Origin of the sequence: Aeromonas sp. QDB20, from assembly GCF_027707805.1 — a bacterium.
Classification (GTDB): Bacteria; Pseudomonadota; Gammaproteobacteria; order Enterobacterales; family Aeromonadaceae; genus Aeromonas; species Aeromonas dhakensis.
Genome location: NZ_JAPCJC010000001.1, coordinates 231,456 through 247,392 on the forward strand (window position 1 = coordinate 231,456; position 15,937 = coordinate 247,392).

Annotated in this window: 13 protein-coding genes and 5 tRNA genes; 8 read left to right on the plus strand and 10 right to left on the minus strand. The window is 64.5% G+C overall.

Features of this window, described 5'->3' with window-relative positions; translation table 11 throughout:
* Positions 1 to 85 precede the first annotated feature (85 nt).
* From PG897_RS00955 to PG897_RS00965, 3 genes are all read left to right on the plus strand, one after another.
* The gene (locus PG897_RS00955; RefSeq protein WP_017764366.1) at positions 86 to 1,039 is read left to right on the plus strand and encodes a LysR family transcriptional regulator; all 954 of its coding nucleotides are present in this window, start codon (positions 86 to 88) and stop codon (positions 1,037 to 1,039) included.
* 160 nt (positions 1,040 to 1,199) lie between these two features.
* Positions 1,200 to 2,045, plus strand: coding sequence for a deoxyribonuclease IV (nfo, locus tag PG897_RS00960; RefSeq protein ID WP_201880732.1), 846 nt, complete (start codon positions 1,200 to 1,202; stop codon positions 2,043 to 2,045).
* Positions 2,046 to 2,078: 33 nt separating this feature from the next.
* A complete protein-coding gene (locus PG897_RS00965) occupies positions 2,079 to 3,068 on the plus strand; it encodes a Gfo/Idh/MocA family protein (protein ID WP_270828698.1) in 990 nt (329 codons plus the stop codon).
* A 123-nt stretch (positions 3,069 to 3,191) separates the two neighbouring features.
* On the opposite strand, the gene PG897_RS00970 is transcribed toward PG897_RS00965, so the two are convergent.
* Positions 3,192 to 4,100 carry a LysR substrate-binding domain-containing protein gene (locus PG897_RS00970; protein WP_201880730.1) on the minus strand — a complete coding sequence of 303 codons (909 nt, stop codon included), beginning with the start codon at positions 4,098 to 4,100 and terminating at the stop codon, positions 3,192 to 3,194.
* 99 nt (positions 4,101 to 4,199) lie between these two features.
* Here PG897_RS00970 and PG897_RS00975 point away from each other — a divergent pair, with 99 nt between their 5' ends.
* The 4 genes from PG897_RS00975 (at position 4,200) to PG897_RS00990 (ending at position 8,560) form a co-directional block, all read left to right on the plus strand.
* A complete protein-coding gene (locus tag PG897_RS00975; protein ID WP_054544830.1) occupies positions 4,200 to 5,180 on the plus strand; it encodes a TDT family transporter in 981 nt (326 codons plus the stop codon).
* 253 nt (positions 5,181 to 5,433) lie between these two features.
* On the plus strand, positions 5,434 to 6,423 hold the full coding sequence (gene lpxM / locus PG897_RS00980) for a lauroyl-Kdo(2)-lipid IV(A) myristoyltransferase (RefSeq protein ID WP_017764371.1): 990 nt from the start codon (positions 5,434 to 5,436) through the stop codon (positions 6,421 to 6,423).
* A 170-nt stretch (positions 6,424 to 6,593) separates the two neighbouring features.
* Positions 6,594 to 7,589 (plus strand): LpxL/LpxP family acyltransferase, encoded by a 996-nt coding sequence (locus PG897_RS00985; RefSeq protein WP_270828699.1) that lies wholly within the window; start codon positions 6,594 to 6,596, stop codon positions 7,587 to 7,589.
* Between the two features lie 110 nt (positions 7,590 to 7,699).
* Positions 7,700 to 8,560: a PA4780 family RIO1-like protein kinase gene (locus PG897_RS00990; RefSeq protein ID WP_123246207.1), complete on the plus strand. Its 861-nt coding sequence runs from the start codon at positions 7,700 to 7,702 to the stop codon at positions 8,558 to 8,560.
* Between the two features lie 51 nt (positions 8,561 to 8,611).
* On the opposite strand, the gene PG897_RS00995 is transcribed toward PG897_RS00990, so the two are convergent.
* The 3 genes from PG897_RS00995 to PG897_RS01005 all read right to left on the minus strand — a co-directional run bounded on the left by PG897_RS00995 (position 8,612) and on the right by PG897_RS01005 (position 11,087).
* Positions 8,612 to 9,154: a GNAT family N-acetyltransferase gene (locus tag PG897_RS00995; protein ID WP_201880727.1), complete on the minus strand. Its 543-nt coding sequence runs from the start codon at positions 9,152 to 9,154 to the stop codon at positions 8,612 to 8,614.
* Positions 9,151 to 10,389, minus strand: a complete 1,239-nt coding sequence (locus tag PG897_RS01000; protein ID WP_201880725.1) for a GGDEF domain-containing protein — start codon at positions 10,387 to 10,389, stop codon at positions 9,151 to 9,153. The genes PG897_RS00995 and PG897_RS01000 overlap by 4 nt, the downstream gene beginning before the upstream one ends.
* 203 nt (positions 10,390 to 10,592) lie before the next feature.
* Complete coding sequence (locus PG897_RS01005; RefSeq protein WP_196249033.1) at positions 10,593 to 11,087, minus strand: prolyl-tRNA synthetase associated domain-containing protein; 495 nt, start codon at positions 11,085 to 11,087, stop codon at positions 10,593 to 10,595.
* Positions 11,088 to 11,285: 198 nt separating this feature from the next.
* Here PG897_RS01005 and PG897_RS01010 point away from each other — a divergent pair, with 198 nt between their 5' ends.
* Entirely contained in the window at positions 11,286 to 13,724 is a 2,439-nt protein-coding gene (locus tag PG897_RS01010) for a DNA polymerase II (protein ID WP_370688960.1), read from the plus strand.
* Positions 13,725 to 13,855: 131 nt separating this feature from the next.
* Here the strand turns inward: PG897_RS01010 and PG897_RS01015 are convergent.
* From PG897_RS01015 to PG897_RS01040, 6 genes are all read right to left on the minus strand, one after another.
* Positions 13,856 to 13,932, minus strand: a tRNA-Val gene (locus PG897_RS01015).
* A gap of 37 nt (positions 13,933 to 13,969) precedes the next feature.
* Positions 13,970 to 14,046 (minus strand) — tRNA-Val (locus PG897_RS01020).
* A gap of 37 nt (positions 14,047 to 14,083) precedes the next feature.
* Positions 14,084 to 14,160: transfer RNA gene (locus PG897_RS01025), tRNA-Val, on the minus strand.
* 16 nt (positions 14,161 to 14,176) lie between these two features.
* A tRNA-Val gene (locus PG897_RS01030) sits at positions 14,177 to 14,253 on the minus strand.
* A gap of 12 nt (positions 14,254 to 14,265) precedes the next feature.
* A tRNA-Val gene (locus PG897_RS01035) sits at positions 14,266 to 14,342 on the minus strand.
* 161 nt (positions 14,343 to 14,503) lie between these two features.
* Positions 14,504 to 15,883, minus strand: coding sequence for an MATE family efflux transporter (locus PG897_RS01040; protein ID WP_005301310.1), 1,380 nt, complete (start codon positions 15,881 to 15,883; stop codon positions 14,504 to 14,506).
* Positions 15,884 to 15,937: the final 54 nt, after the last annotated feature.

Consider the following 15,937-nt stretch of genomic DNA (forward strand, 5'->3'; position numbering starts at 1 on the left):
GGTGTGATCACTCTATTGCCCGTTGTTGATTGGATAAATAAGGTGATAATGAATGCACTGTTCCGATTAGCGAGACAATGGCGCCATGGATCAACTGGATGCGATGAGGATGTTTGTGCGGGTGGCGGAGCTGGAGAGCTTTACCCGCAGTGCCGAACAGTTAGGAGTCCCCAAGGCGACGCTCTCGGCGGCCATCCGCCGGCTGGAGGAGCAGATGGGCACCCGCTTGCTGCAGCGCACCACCCGGCGGGTGCAGCTGACCACGGATGGCCGGCTCTGTTATGCCCGTTGTCAGGATCTGCTGGCAGACATGGAGGAGTTCAACGGGCTGTTTCGCCAGCAGGGGCAGCTGAGCGGCCAGCTGAGGGTGGACATGCCGGGCCGGATGGCCCGCCATCTGGTGATGCCGGCGCTACCCGCCTTTCTGGCGGCGCATCCCGCCTTGCAGTTGATGCTGAGCAGCACGGACCGGCGGGTCGACCTGGTGCGGGAGGGGTTTGACTGCGTGATCCGGGTCGGGGCGCTTGAGCCCTCCAGCCTGGTGGCGCGCCCCCTCGGCCACTACCGCCAGATCAACTGCGCCAGCGCCGCCTACCTGGCCCGCTACGGGACGCCCCGCAGCCTGAGCGAGCTGAGTGGCCATCGGCTGGTGCACTACGGCAGCAGCAGCGGGCCCAGAGAGAGCGGTTTCGAGTATCTGCAGGCGGATGGCTCGCGCGCCGTGCTGGCGATGAGCGGGGCGCTCACGGTGAACGACAGCGAATCCTATCTGGCGGCGGCGCTGGCCGGGCTTGGCATCATCCAGCAGCCGCGAGTCGGGGTAGAGCCACTGCTGGCCAGCGGCGAGCTGGTGGCCATCCTGCCAAAGTGGCAGGCGCCGCCGCTGCCCATTCACGCCCTCTATGCCCATCGCCGTCAGCTGGCCCCCCGGGTGCAGGCCTTCATCCAGTGGCTGAGCGGCATCCTGGCATCAGCGCTGGGCCCTGACGGCCCGCGCGATGGCCTGGCGACGCGGGCAGGGATGGACGCAGCCGATTGATGGCTTGACGCTAATCCCCACCTGCGGCGGGTCACTCTATGGCTGCCATCGACAATCCCGGTTTGGCGCCGGCCGGGTGGCTTGGCATAATGGCGCCCCACACGGGGTGGCCGCCCCTTTGCGGTGTGGCCGGCCCCAGCAACAGTGCAGAGGAGATGAGATGAAATTTATCGGAGCCCACGTCAGTGCGGCCGGCGGGGTGGAGAACACCATCGCCCGCGCCCAGGCCATCGGGGCCAACGCCTTCGCCCTGTTTACCAAGAACCAGCGCCAGTGGCAGGCGCCGCCGCTCTCCGAGACCAGCATTCGCGCCTTCAAGCTGGCCTGCGAGAAGGGGGGCTTTCGCCCCGAGCAGATCCTGCCCCACGACAGCTACCTCATCAATCTGGGTCATCCCGACCCCGATGGCCTCGCCAAGTCCCGCGATGCCTTTCTGGACGAGATGAAGCGCTGCGAGCAGCTGGGTCTTTGCTACCTCAATTTTCATCCGGGCAGCCACCTGAAGCAGATCCCGGAGGCGGCCAGCCTCAAGCTGGTGAGCGAATCCATCAACTGGGCGCTGGAGCGCAGCGAAGGGGTGACGGCGGTGATCGAGAATACCGCCGGCCAGGGCACCAACCTCGGCTGGTCGTTCGAGCACCTGGCCACCATCATCGACGGGGTGGAAGACAAGAGCCGGGTCGGCATCTGCTTTGATACCTGCCACGCCTTTGCCGCCGGCTACGATCTGCGCACCGCGGAGAGTTGTGCTGCCGTCTTTGCCGAGTTCGACCGGACGGTAGGCTTCCAGTACCTGAAAGGGATGCATATCAACGGCGCCAAGTGCACCTTCGGCAGCCGGGTCGATCGCCACCACAGTCTGCGTGAGGGGAACCTGGGGGAGGCGGTGTTCCATCATATCATGAATGATCATCGCTTCGACGGCATTCCGCTGATCCTGGAGACCATCGACGAGTCCATCTGGGGCGACGAGATCCGCTGGTTGCGCAGCCTGGCGCAGGCATGATGATTGACCGGCAGAGGGCATAAGGAGACAGGGATGCAAGAGAGAGCAAGCGAACAGCCGCTGCGCTGGGGTGTTGCCGGCGCGGGGGCCATCGCCCGCCGTTTTTGTCAGGATGTGAACGGACACGCCAGTGGCAGCCGGGTGGTGGCGATCGCCGCCCGTGATCAAGCGCGGGCGCAGGCCTTTGCCGACGAGCAGGGCTTGCCCCACGCCCATGGCAGCTATCAGGCGCTGGCGGCGGATCCCCTGGTGGAGGCGGTCTACGTGGCGGTGATCCACCCGGAGCACGCCGCCCTGATCGAACGCATGTTGCTGGCGGGCAAGCACGTGCTGGTGGAAAAGCCGGCGGTGACTCGCGTCGCAGATTGGGATCGGCTGGTGCGCCTCGCCGCCGAGCGGGGCCTGCTGCTGATGGAGGCGATGAAGGTGATGTGCTTCCCCGCCATGCGCGCATTGCTGGGGCGACTGTCGGCCCTGCCAGCCCCCGACAGGCTAAAGGCCGCCTTCGGCTCGGTGCAGACGCGGGACGGCAAGCTGTTCGATCCGGCGCTGGCTGGCGGCGCCGCCTGGGATGTGTGGGTCTACCCGCTCTGGCTCTATGCCGCCCTCTGTCACCAGCTCGGGCTGGCGGCGGGTGAGCCCGAGGTCACGCTGTCTCGCCAAAAGGGCAAGGTGGACGAAGCCGCCCGCTTTGAGTTTGCCGGCCCGCTCAAGGCCGAGCTGGTGGCCTCCATCGTCGAGGATCTCGACAAGTCGGCCTGGCTGTCCGGGCCCGGCTGGGCGCTGGAGCTGGTGGGCAAGTGGTGGAACCCCCAGCAGATCGTCTGGCTTGGTGGTGACCCTCTGCCGGCCTGGCCCCACGACATCGCGCTGCCGGTGGCGGGCGGTGGCATGCAGCACGAGGCGGATCACTTTGCCGCCTGCGTCAGGGCGGGCATGACCGACTCCCCCTGGGTGCCGCAGGCACTGACCAGACAGGTGCTGGGCTGGGTCGAGCGGGGATTGCAGCCCGCGAAACGCTGAGTCACCAGGCAGAATGACCAAGAGGGAGAGCCTGGGCTCTCCCTCTTCTATTGCTGCTATTGCTGCCGATACCCGGTGGCAAGTGCCATGCCGGGCAATATGCTGCCCGATCATCCCATTGACTCAGGTGCTGCGGATCTGGCTGGGCAACACATCCTCCTGGGCGCGGCAAAATTGCAGAAAGCGGCGCAGGGCGGCGGAGTGATACTTCTGCCGGTGCCAGATGAGGGAGAGCTGGCGGGGAAAGCGGCGGGCCAGGGGCAGGGCCACCAGACGACCCGCCTGCAGCCGGTCTGACACCGCCAGGTGGGAGATGAAGGAGATGCCGAGTCCCTTCTCGACCGCTAGCATCACCGCCTCCAGGGTGTTGAGCTCTAGCCCCGCCTGCCAGCGCGGCAGCTCGGGCTGGATCTGCTGCTCGAACTGCTCGCGGCTGCCGGACTGGGGCTCGCGCAGCACCCAGGTCTCATCGCTCAGCTGGGCGAGGGAGAGGCGATGGCGGCCGGCGAGGAGGTGAGTGGGCTGGGCCACGATCAGCATCTCGTCGTGGAGCCAGGGCTCGCTGACCAGATCCGGGTGGTGGTTCTCCCCCTCGATCAGCGCCAGATCCAGCTCGAAGTTGGCCAGCAGGTGGCAGAGCTGGTGGGTGTTGGTGATGGTGACCCTGGGCGGTTGTCCCAGCTCCTGCTTGCTGGTGGCGAGCAGGGCCGGCAGCAGGTAATTGCCTATGGTCTGGCTGGCACCCAGACGCAGCTGGCCGCTCGGTTCGGCATCCGGGCTGAACAGGGTCTCGATATCCTGCATCCGAGTCAGCAGCTCTTCGGCCGCCGGTTGCAGCAGGCGTCCCTCGTTGTTGAGCTGCAGCCTGGGGTGAATGCGATCGAACAGCGGGGTGGCGAGCTGACGCTCCAGCTCCTGCAACGACTGGGAGACGGCGCCCTTGCTCAGGCACAGTTCATTGGCGGCCAGCCCCAGATTGCCGTAACGGGCGATGGTGGCAAAGACCTTGAGTTGTTGCAGGGTCAGCTTCATGTTTGGAAATCCTGAACAATTGATTTAATTCATTTAGATATCGTAAACGATGGCCGCTCATTATCCTATGCCCATCGTCTCTCACATGAGGTTTCAGACATGATCGCAAGAACCCGTCAATCCCTGGCCGCTGCTCCGACCCCCATGGCAGGACTGGCGCTCGGGATCGCCAGTCTCGGTTGGTGCTGGGAAAATGCCGGTCACTTCGATGGCCGTCTGCAGTTGCTGGGCGCCGCCGTTGCCGCCGTGCTGCTGGTGATCCTGACCTTCAAGTTTCTGCTGCACCCGCGCCTGCTGTGGCAGGATCTGGCCCACCCGGTGGTCGGCAGCGTGGTGCCCACCTATGCCATGGGCACCATGGTGGTCTCCAAGGCGGTCGGCATGCTCAACGCCGGTCTGGGGGAGGGGCTCTGGCTGTTTGCCGTGCTGCTGCACTTGGGGTTCCTGGCCACCTTCGTCTGGCATCGGGCCAAACAGTTTGAAATTCACCACATGGTGCCGAGCTGGTTCGTACCGCCGGTGGGGATCATAGTCGCGGACGTCGCCTTCCCGGGCGGCCAATACGCCGCGCTGGCCAACGGCCTGCTCTGGTTCGGCATGCTCTGCTACGGCCTGATGCTGCCGCTGATGCTCTATCGCCTCATCTTCAGCCATGAAGTGCCGGATGCCGCCAAACCGACCATCGCCATCCTGGCGGCACCCGCCAGCCTGTCACTGGCCGGCTACCTGACCGTGAGCGAGCAACCGTCTCTGCTGCTGGTGGCCGTGCTGCTGGGGATCGCCGTGCTGATGACCGGCATCATCTACCTGGCCTTCATCAAGCTGCTGCGTCTGCCGTTCTCGCCGGGCTATGCCGCCTTCACCTTCCCGCTGGTGATCGGTGCCACCGCCCTGTTCAAGGTGAGCCATCTGGTCGAACAGTGGCCCCAGGCGGCCGAGTACGTCGAACAGATCCGGCTGCTGGCCCACTTCGAACTGGGCGCCGCCACCCTGATCGTCGGTTACGTGGCCCTGCGCTACCTGATGTTCTTCCTGCCGTTGGGCAACGACGAGCTGGCATCCGGCATGGTTCGTCGCTAGGAAATGGCCGCAAGAGGGCCGGGATAAAGGGTCCGGTGAGCAGGTCCGCGCAAGACGGACGCCACCGAACAGATGACGACAAGGCGCTCCACCTCGGGTGGGGCGCTTTTTTTATGCATTTGCCTGCGCAAACCCGCCCGCTTTGTTGGCCCCGACCGGGGCGACCCTCTCGCCAAAGCCATGATGAATTTAACTGGTATTACCTGTCAGGATGAATACAATGCAGCTCCCTTTCCCATGCTTGACCCCATCCATGTCTTCCCATGATCCCGTGTTTGACTCTCGTTTTGAGACCCGATTCCTGCATCCGCGTTACTGGTTCAGCTGGCTGGCGCTTGGCGTCCTGATGCTGCTGGCCTTCGTGCCGGTGAGGCTGCGCGATCGGCTGGCCGCCGCCCTGGCGCCGCTGGTGTTTCGCATCTCGAAAAAGCAGGTCTACATCGCCAGAACCAACCTGGCCCTCTGTTTCCCGCAAAAGAGCGAGGCCGAGCGCGATGCCATCCTGATGACCTCTATCCGGGTCGGCCTCAAGAGCCTGCTCGGCTTTGGCGAGTTCTCGGTGCGCAGCCCCGCCTATCTGATGAAGCGGATGCGGGTCACTGGCTGGGAACATATCGAGGCGGAGCAGGCGGCCGGCAGACCGGTGATCCTGGTGGTGCCCCACAGCTGGCCGGTGGACGCGGCCGGTTACTACTTCACCCGACGCGGGGTGCCCATGTGCACCATGATGAAACGGGCGCGCAATCCGGTGTTCGACTGGCATCTGAACCGTGCTCGTGCCCGCAATGGCTGCCGCGTCTATGAGCGCAGCGCCGGCATCAAGGCGGTGATCCGCACCATCAAGGAGGGGAACAGCTTCTTCTACCTGCCGGATCAGGATCATGGCCGCGAGAAGAGCATCTTCGCCCCCTTCTTCGGTCAGCCCAAGGCAACCCTGCCGGCCCTGCCGCGACTGGTGCAGGTGAGCGGCGCCAAGGCGGTGCCGCTGCTGGCCTGCTATGACGAGGCGCACCACTGCTACCGGCTGGAGATAGACGCCCCCTTTGACAACTATCCCACCGACGATGTGATGGCCGACACCTGCCGGATGAACGACATGGTGCAGCAGCAGCTCAGCCGGGATCCGGGCCAGTACATGTGGTTTCTCAAGATCTTCGACACCCGCGAGGATCAGGTGGGCCTGGATGGCCGCTACGAGGCGGGGATCCAGCGGATCCGTCGCGGGTTGCAGCCGCTCTCCTGATGAGCAATTCCTTGTTGGTACTATGGCCCTGCGGGGCCATTTTTATTGGCACTCTGCCGGTTGGCAGGGCGAGGCGTCGAGCCGGCGCCTGCCTCAACCGGGCCCGCGCCAGCCCAAAGTGGAAAATTTTGTCAGGATAATTAAAATAACCGTTTATTTTCTATGACTTGATGGCGGCCATGTCCTCACACGATCCGGTTTTCGACACCTCATTTCATCCCCGTCTGCTCCATCCGCGCTGGTGGGGCAGCTGGCTGGCGCTCGGCCTGCTCTGCCTGCTGGGGCTGCTGCCCCATGGTCTGCGTGACCGGCTGGCCGACCGGCTGGCTCCCCCTCTGCTGCGTCTGTCCAGGAAGCAGGCCTATATCGCCGACACCAACGTCAAGATCTGCTTTCCCGAGCTTGACGAGGCGGGCCGTCAGACCCTGTTGCTCAAATCGATCCGGGTGGGGCTCAAGACCTTCATGGGCTTTGCCGAACTGACCCTGCGCAGCGCCGATCACCTGGCCAGTCGCATCAAGGTGCGCGGCTGGGAACACATCGAGGCAGAGCAGGCCGCCGGCAGGCCGGTGATCCTGGTGGTGCCTCACACCTGGGCGGTGGACATGATAGGCCGCTACTTCGCCATCCGGGGCATGTCCATGTGCACCATGATGAAGAGCGCCAAGGATCAGGTCTTCGACTGGTACATCAACCGCGAGCGGGCCAAGGGGGGCAAGGTGTATGAGCGCAGTGCCGGCATCAAGCCAGCCATCAAGGCGATCCGCGGCGGCGCCAGCTTCTTCTACCTGCCGGATCAGGATCACGGCCGCGAGGCCAGCATCTTCGTACCCTTCTTCGGCCACCCCAAGGCGACCCTGCCGGCCCTGCCCAAGCTGGTCAAGCTGACCGGCGCCAAGGCGGTGCCCATCCTCGCCTGCTATGACGAGGAGGAGGGCTGCTACTGGCTGGAGATCGAGGCCCCCTTTGATCCCTATCCCGGCACCGATCTGGAGGCCGACGTTCGCGCCATGAATGACATGGTGGAGCAGCAGTTGCGCCAGCACCCGGAGCAGTACATGTGGTTCCTCAAGATCTTCGAGACCATGGAGCATCCCCAGGGGCACGAGGGTTTCTACGAAGAGGGCATTAAGCGGATCCGCGGCGACCTGCCCCCCGAAAACTGACGCAATTGAAGGACCGGCGCCCGGGCGCCGGTGGCACGGCACAATCTGGAATAGGCAAGCGCACCGGAAGAGGCTATCTTCGGGGGCGCACACAGGGTGAAAGGGCGGGCATGAAAACTCCAAATCGAATCCAACCTCTGGTTGACGACGGCCTGGTTGACGAGGTGATCAGCCGGCTGATGAGCGGCAAAGAGGCCGATGTTTACGTGGTGCGCTGCGGCGACGAGATCCGCTGCGCCAAGGTGTACAAGGAGGCCGCCAAGCGCAGCTTCAAGCAGGCGGTGGTCTATCAGGAAGGGCGCCGGGTGCGCAGCAGCCGCGATGCCCGCGCCATGGAGAAGGGCTCCAAGTACGGCCGCAAGCAGCACGAAGAGGTGTGGCAGAACACCGAGGTGGATGCCCTGTTCAAGCTGGCCGCCGCCGGCGTGCGGGTGCCGCGGCCCTATGTCTGCCTCGATGGCGTGCTCTTGATGGAGCTGGTGACCGATGCCGATGGCAACGTGGCACCCCGCCTCAACGACGTGGCCCTCAGCCGCGAACAGGCGCTGGCCGACCACGCCAGGGTGATCCGCTACGTGGTGCGCATGCTCTGCGCCGGCCTCATTCACGGCGACCTGTCGGAGTTCAACGTGCTGGTGGATGAAGAGGGGCCCGTCATCATCGACCTGCCCCAGGTGGTGGATGCCGCCGCCAACAACCAGGCGAAGGCCATGCTGGAGCGGGACGTCGACAACATGCGCAACTACTACGGCATGTATGCCCCCGAGCTGCTCAAGACCCGTTACGCCAAGGAGATGTGGGCCCTCTATGAAGATGGCAAGCTCACCCCCGACAGCGAACTGACCGGGTTGTTCGAAGAGAGCAACGAGCGGGTGGATCTTGACGCCGTACTGCACGAAATCGAGAGCGCCGAGGAGGAGGCCCTGGCCCGCCAGGCGCGACTGAAGGCGGAGCAGGAGGAGGGCTACTGACGCCCTGGCTCCAGCAACCAAGAGACAACTGAGCGCCTGCGGGCGCTTTTTTTATGGCTGCGAGTCAACGGCGCCTTGCTGGCGGGCGGGGTGGGGCTGGATCTGGTAAAAGTTCACCCAGCAGCGATCGCCAGCATGGTAGCGGCGATCCAGCCATTGCCCGCCGGCGGTGGCAATGACCTTGAGGGAGGCGGGATTTGCCTCGTCACAGCTGATGATCACGGGTTCGCTCAGGACATGGCGTTGCAGCCAGCCGAGCAGGGTGCGGGCCACCCCTTCAGCGCGGCGTGAGGGGCGGGTCTCGTATCCGATGTGGCCGAGCCACTGGCGGGTCGCCGGGTTGTCGCCGTGGCGCAGGCGCAAGGTGGCGAGGATCTCTTCCCCCTCGAGGGCAAAGTAGGTGGTGGTGGGCGGGTAATCCGGCGGCAGGCGCTCGCCAGCGGCATGGGCGAGCAGATCCTGCAGCCACTGATCCGGGTCGAATTGCGCCACCTGATAGAGGGGCAGGCCGGCGGCGCCACACTCGGCCACATAGCGGCGGTAGGCGGGGCCATCGGCAGGCTGTGCGGCCCGACACTCGATGACGGCTGTCACAGGTGCAGTTCTGCCGCTTGCAGCAGGCGTGGCTCGCTGTGGTGGGCCTCGCGGATGCAGGCGCGCATGCGCCCGCTCTGCTTGGCGGCATAGAGCGCCTGATCCGCCCGCAGATAGGCCTGCTCGAAGCTCTCTCCCGCCTGCAGCGAGGTCAGCCCCATGCTAAGGCCAATGGGGCCGCCAGCCAGCGGGCGGGTGGCCTCGGTGACCCCCTGTTGCAGGGTGTGGCAGTAGCCGGGCAGCGTCTGCGGCGTCTCCATCACCAGCAGCGCCAGCTCGTCGCCGCCGAGGCGCCCGGCCAGTGCCGCTGGCGGCAGGCTCTCCCGGATCACCCGGCCCACCGCCCGCAGCATGGCATCGCCGGCGGGGTGGCCGTGGCGGTCGTTGATCTGCTTGAAGTTGTCCAGGTCGATCAGCAGCAGCTGCCAGGGGCGGGCGCTGCGGCAGGCCCGCGCCGCCAGCTGCTGCTCGAAATGGTGACGGCTGTCCAGTCCGGTCAGGGCATCCTGGTTGGCGCGCCGCTCCAGCTCACGCTGGGTGGCGAGCATGGCCTGCTGCTGGCGGGTGTGCACCAGGCTCAGCAGGATGAAGCTGCGGGCAATGGTAAAGAGCAGGCTGAGCAGGATCACCGGGCCGAGTAGGGGGTCGGTGAGGCTGGAGGCAGCCGACTCCGGCCACCACTGATGCTTGGCCATCCTGAGCAGCTGCAGGGCCAGTTGCAGGGCGAGCAGCAGGATGGCGAAGCGCAGCACCCGGTAGGCGGGGGCCAGTCGCTGGTAGCGCCAGAGCTGCCACAGCAGCAGGCCAATCTGCAGCGAAAGCACGCCGGAGAGGGTGATGATCCGGCTGTGCACATCGGCCAGCGGTTGCTGCCAGGCCACCAGGGCAAACAGCAGAAAGCCGGCGAGGGCGAGGAGCGGGCAGAGCCAGCCGAAGCGGTCGGCCTCGCGCCGGAAAAAGTGGCGCAGGCCCCGCTCATAGAGCAGCGGGGTGGCGATGATCAGCAGGTTGGTGAGCAGGATATTGGCAAGGGACGTCTCCCCCGTGAGGGGGCGCAGCAGCAGGCAACCAAAGGCGGCGGCGATGGCCAGCTCGCTGGCCGACCAGTAGAGCAGGGCGCGCAGCGGTCGCTGGGTATGCCACAGGTAGGCGAAAATGGCCGCGACCCCGACGTGGGACAGGCTGACAAACAGCACCAGGCTCAGCAACTGGGCCGAGGAAAACAGACTCTGCATCAAGGGTATGGGCTCTTCCTGCCGGTAACGGCGCTGTGGTCTCAGGGCCGGGTGACTGGGGCGGATCACAGCATGAATTGTGCCGCTGAGCAATGGCTTGGATGGTCTGGGCAGGATAGTGCCAACACCACCAGTTGCCGGCGGCTGACACGATTAATCAGGGGCGGGGAGTGACGAAGGGCCATCCCCCGCTCACGTCGACCTCAGTCGACCACCACCGGCAGCCGCATGACGGTGGCTTCCCGGCCGAGGTGGGCCAGCAGACGGCGCACGTCGTCGAGGCGAATAAGCAGGGTGGCGGTATTGACCAGCGGGTGGCACTGCACCCGCTCGGCCTGCCAAATCGTCTCATCTACCACCAGCTCCACCGCGCTCTCTCTGTCGCGCACCATGGCGAGCAGGGTGACCGAGCCCGGAGTGAGGCCAAGCACCGCCTCCAGTCGCTCGGGCGAGCCAAAACTCAGCCGCTTGACGCCAAGGGCGGCAGCCAGTGCCTTGAGATCGACCCGGCTTTCTTCAGGGGTAACCACCAGAAACAGCCGCTCGCTTTTCGGATCTCGCAAAAAGAGGTTTTTGGTCTTGGCGGCGGGCAGGTCGGGCAGCAGCCGGCTGGCTTCCTCGCAGGTGAAGACGGGGGCGTGATCGATACGCTGATAGGGAATGGCCAGCTGATCCAGCAGAGAGTAAAGCGCCACCATGACCTCCTGATATCGGGTGAAGAGTGGGGGGATGAATGGCATCGCGAATACAGCCGCCACCGGCATTCGCTGCCATTCTGGCCGAGCTTACCAGTTTGCGGCTCCTCTCGCAGCTTGGTTAGGCCATGGCGGCTGGCGTGGCAATTGCAGCAAAGCACTGTATGAACGTACAATACTCCCATCTCCATGTTGATCCCGATGACTTGCATGACTGACCAACCGTCCATCCCACCCGTTACTCCGCCACGCGACGGCTTTATTCTGACCCGTCATGGACGGGATGTGCGCGGCCGCGGCGAGCAGCCGGAGCGCACCGAGATCGTGATGTGGCTCTGGAGCGAACAGGGGCCGGTGCGGGTGGTGGTGCCGGGGCAGGAGCCGGTCTTTTTCCTGCCGCAGAGCCATATGGCGGAGGCGGCGGAGCTGTTCAAGGGGGCCGGGGTGAGCGGGCGGTTTCGCCGCCTGCCCATGCACACCTTCGACGGTCGCGCCGTGGTGGGCTGCTATTTTGCCACCCTGAGCGCCTTTCACCGCGCCATCGAGCTGTTGCTCATCCGCGGGCTGGAGCACTTCGAGGCGGATATCCGGCTGCCGGAGCGCTTCCTGATGGAGCGTTTCATCACCGCCGGCGTGCGCTTCGAGGGGCGGGCGCGCAAGAAGGGGGGCAAGCAGGGCTACTGGGAGGTGAACGAGGCGCGCTGCGCGCCCCAGGCGGTGACGCCGACCCTCTCCTGGGTGTCGCTGGACGTGGAGTGCGCCATGGACGGGGCGCTTTTCTCGGTGGGGCTCTATAGCGAAGAGGATGCGCGGGTCATCATGATCGGCGTGCCTGAGGCCGATGCCGACAGCTGGGGTACCCAGGTCGAGTGGGTGGCGGACGAGAGCGCCCTGCTGAGTGCGCTGGAGCGCTGGTTTGTGCGGCACGACCCGGATCTGGTGATCGGCTGGAACGTGGTCAACTTCGACTTTCGCCTGCTGCTGCGCCGCGCCGAGCTCAACAAGCGGCGGCTGCGACTCGGCCGTGGTCACGAGCTCTGTTTCTGGCGCTCATCGCGCAACGACCCCCAGAGCGGCAGCGTCATCATTCCCGGGCGCATGGTGCTGGACGGCATCGACACCCTCAAAAGCGCCACCTGGCAGTTCCCCAGCTACAGCCTGGATGCGGTGGCGAGCGAGCTGCTCGGCCGCGGCAAGGACATCGAGGACGTGGCCAACCGGGGGGAGAAGATCACCGAGCTGTTCCACTCCGACAAGGAGGCGCTGGCCCGCTACAACCTGGAGGATTGCAAGCTGGTGTGGGAGATCTTCGACTACTGCCACCTCATCCCCTTTGCCATCGAGCGCGCCTCCCTCACTGGCCTGGAGCTCGACCGGGTAGGGGGCTCGGTGGCAGCGTTTACCAATCTTTATCTGCCACGGCTGCACCGAGGCGGCTACGTGGCCCCCAACCTGCCAGCCGATGGGGGGCTCGCGAGCCCTGGCGGCTATGTGATGGACTCCAAACCTGGGCTCTATCGCCACGTGCTGGTGCTCGATTTCAAGAGCCTCTATCCCAGCATCATCCGCACCTTCTGCATCGACCCCATGGGGCTCATCGAGGGGCTGCAGCATCCCGACCATGCCATCCCGGGTTTTCGCGGCGCCCTGTTCTCCCGCGAGCGCCACTTCCTGCCGGATCTCATCGCCACCCTGTGGGCGGCGCGGGATAGAGCCAAGGCGGCCAGCAACAAGGCGCTCTCCCAGGCCATCAAGATCATCATGAACTCCTTCTACGGGGTGCTGGGCTCGGGGGGCTGCCGCTTCTACGACCCGCGGCTTGCCTCCTCCATCACCTTGCGCGGTCACGGCATCATGCAGCAGACCCGGGAGTGGATCGAAGGGGAGGGTTTCGAGGTGATCTATGGCGACACCGACTCCACCTTCGTCCACCTGGGGCGCGAGACCAGCCCCGCCCAGGCGGACGAGATCGGCCGGCGATTGGCCATTATGATCAACGACAACTGGACTGCGCTGATCAAGCGGGAGTTCGATTTGCCGAGCTATCTGGAGATCCAGTACGAGACCCACTATCGCCGCTTCTTGATGCCCACCATCCGCGGGCTGGAGAAGGGGAGCAAGAAGCGTTATGCGGGCTTGGTGGCAGGCCATCACACTGGCGAAGAGGAGCAGCTGGTGTTCAAGGGGCTAGAATCGGTGCGCACCGACTGGACGCCCCTTGCCAAGGCGTTCCAGACCCGCCTCTACGAGATGGTGTTTCACGACCAGGATCCCAGCGGCTATGTGCGCACCATGGTGGACGAGACCCGCGCCGGCCTTCACGACGATCTGCTGGTCTATCGCAAGCGGCTGCGCCAGAAGCTCGAGGAGTACCAGAAGAACGTGCCGCCCCACGTGCGGGCGGCGCGCCTGGCGGACGAGGAGAACCTGCGCCGCGGTCTGCCCCAGCGCTACCAGCACAGGGGCTCCATCGCCTACCTGGTGACTCTGAATGGCCCCGAGCCGCTGGAATACCGGCGCAGCGCCATCGACTACGAGCACTACATCGACAAGCAGCTCAAACCCATCGCCGATGCCATCCTCCCCTTTATCGGCGAGTCGTTCGAGCGGATCTGCGGCCAGCAGCTCGATCTCTTCTGACTGGGCAAACGCTGCGGCCATGGCACGACAATGGCCGCAGCGGGTCAAGAGGGGCTGATGAGAGGGGAAAGCATGGATCGTCAGAGAAGATAAATGCAAAAAGCCCGCTCGAGGAGCGGGCTTTTCAAATCTGGTGCGTCCTAGTGGATTCGAACCACCGACCCCCACCATGTCAAGGTGATGCTCTAACCAGCTGAGCTAAGGACGCAGGGTGCGCAAGGCGACTTTGTGTGATTGCAGGGGAGTGGTGGGTTTAATTGGATTCGAACCAACGACCCCTACCATGTCAAGGTAGTGCTCTAACCAACTGAGCTATAAACCCACATCAAATTCATATCTGCAATTTATTCAAACTGTTATGGTGCGTCCTAGTGGATTCGAACCACCGACCCCCACCATGTCAAGGTGATGCTCTAACCAGCTGAGCTAAGGACGCATAACAGTGTTCCGGATGGTGCGTCCTAGTGGATTCGAACCACCGACCCCCACCATGTCAAGGTGGTGCTCTAACCAGCTGAGCTAAGGACGCATCGCGGAAAAGTGGTGGGTTTAATTGGATTCGAACCAACGACCCCTACCATGTCAAGGTAGTGCTCTAACCAACTGAGCTATAAACCCACTTCATAAACCGGATTGAAAACCCGTTTTATCCCGCCAGCACTGCTGGCGTGGTCGGCATACTACCCATGCCCCCCTAGGCTGTCAACAGGCCGCACGCACAAAGGAGACTGTTTGCCCAGTTCTTGCGCAGCCTGTTGATTTTGCAGGCGAGTTTCCCCTTATTGCGCCTTGGAGAGGGCGCTGCAGGCCTCCGGGCTGGCAAAGCGGCCATAGATGTAGCGCAGCCGGGTACCCAGCATCAGGGCGGCGGAGGTGAGGCCGACGATGAAGCCGACCCAGAAGCCCTGGGGTCCCATCTGCGGTACCACCCAGTCGGTCAGGCCCAGGATCATGCCGGTGGGCAGCCCCAGTCCCCAGTAGGCGACGATGGTGACGTAGAAGATCGCCTTGGTATCCTTGTAACCGCGCAGGGCTGCGGCTGCCACCACCTGTACCGAGTCGGAGATCTGGTAGATGGCGGCGAAGAAGAGCAGGGTGGCCGCGAGGGTGATCACCTGCAGGTCTTCGGTGTAGATGGTGGCGATCTGCTCGCGCAGCAGCACGGTGAGGGCGGCAGTGGCGGCGGCCACCGTCATGCCCAGCATCAGGCCGGTGCGGGCGGCGACCCGGGCGTGATCAGGCAGCCCTTCGCCGATGCTGTGACCGACCCGGATGGTGACGCCCACCCCGATGGAGAGCGGCAGCATGAACACCAGGCTGGAGAAGTTGAGCGCTATCTGGTGGCTCGCCACCGTCTCCGCGCCAAAGGGGGCCAGCATCAGGGCCACCACGGTAAACAGGGTCACCTCGCAGAAGATGGCCATGGCGATGGGGAAACCCAACCTGAACAGGCGCCAGATCCGGCTGCCATTGGGGCGCGCGAGCTGGGCGAACAGGTTGATCTCCTTGAAGTGGCGGGAGAGCTTCACATAGACGATCATCGCCAGCAGCATGGCCCACAGCACGATGGCGGTGGCCACGCCGCAGCCGACCCCGCCCAGTTTCGGCATGCCGAACAGGCCGTGGATGAAGATGGTGTTGGCCGGGATGTTGACCGCCAGCCCCACGAAGCCGATCACCATGGTCGGCATGGTGTGAGAGAGACCCTCGCTGAAGTTGCGCAGCACCTGGAACAGCACGAAGGCGGGCAGCCCCCACAGGATGGCGTGCAGGTAGCCGGTGGTCTTGGCGGCCATCACGGGATCTACGTCCATGAACTGCAGCGCCAGCGGGCTGAAATAGAGCGCCACCATGGCGATGGGGGTGACCATCAGCGCCAGCCAGAAGCCCTGGTGCACCGCCGGACGCACCTCGTCCCGTTTGCGGGCGCCATTGAGCTGGGAGACGATGGGGGTGAGCGCCATGATGATGCCCTGCACCAGCAGGATCACCGGCAACCAGAAGCTGGAGGCCACCGACACGGCGGCCAGATCGACGGCGCTGACCTGTCCCGCCATCACGGTATCGACAAAGTTCATGGCGATCTGGGCCACCTGGGCGACCAGAATGGGGCTGGCTAGACGAACGAGTTGCCTCGCCTCGGACCAATAACGTTGCACTGACACCTCCGAGTGGATCAGATAAAGCGTAAAAAGAGCGGGTATCGGGAAGAG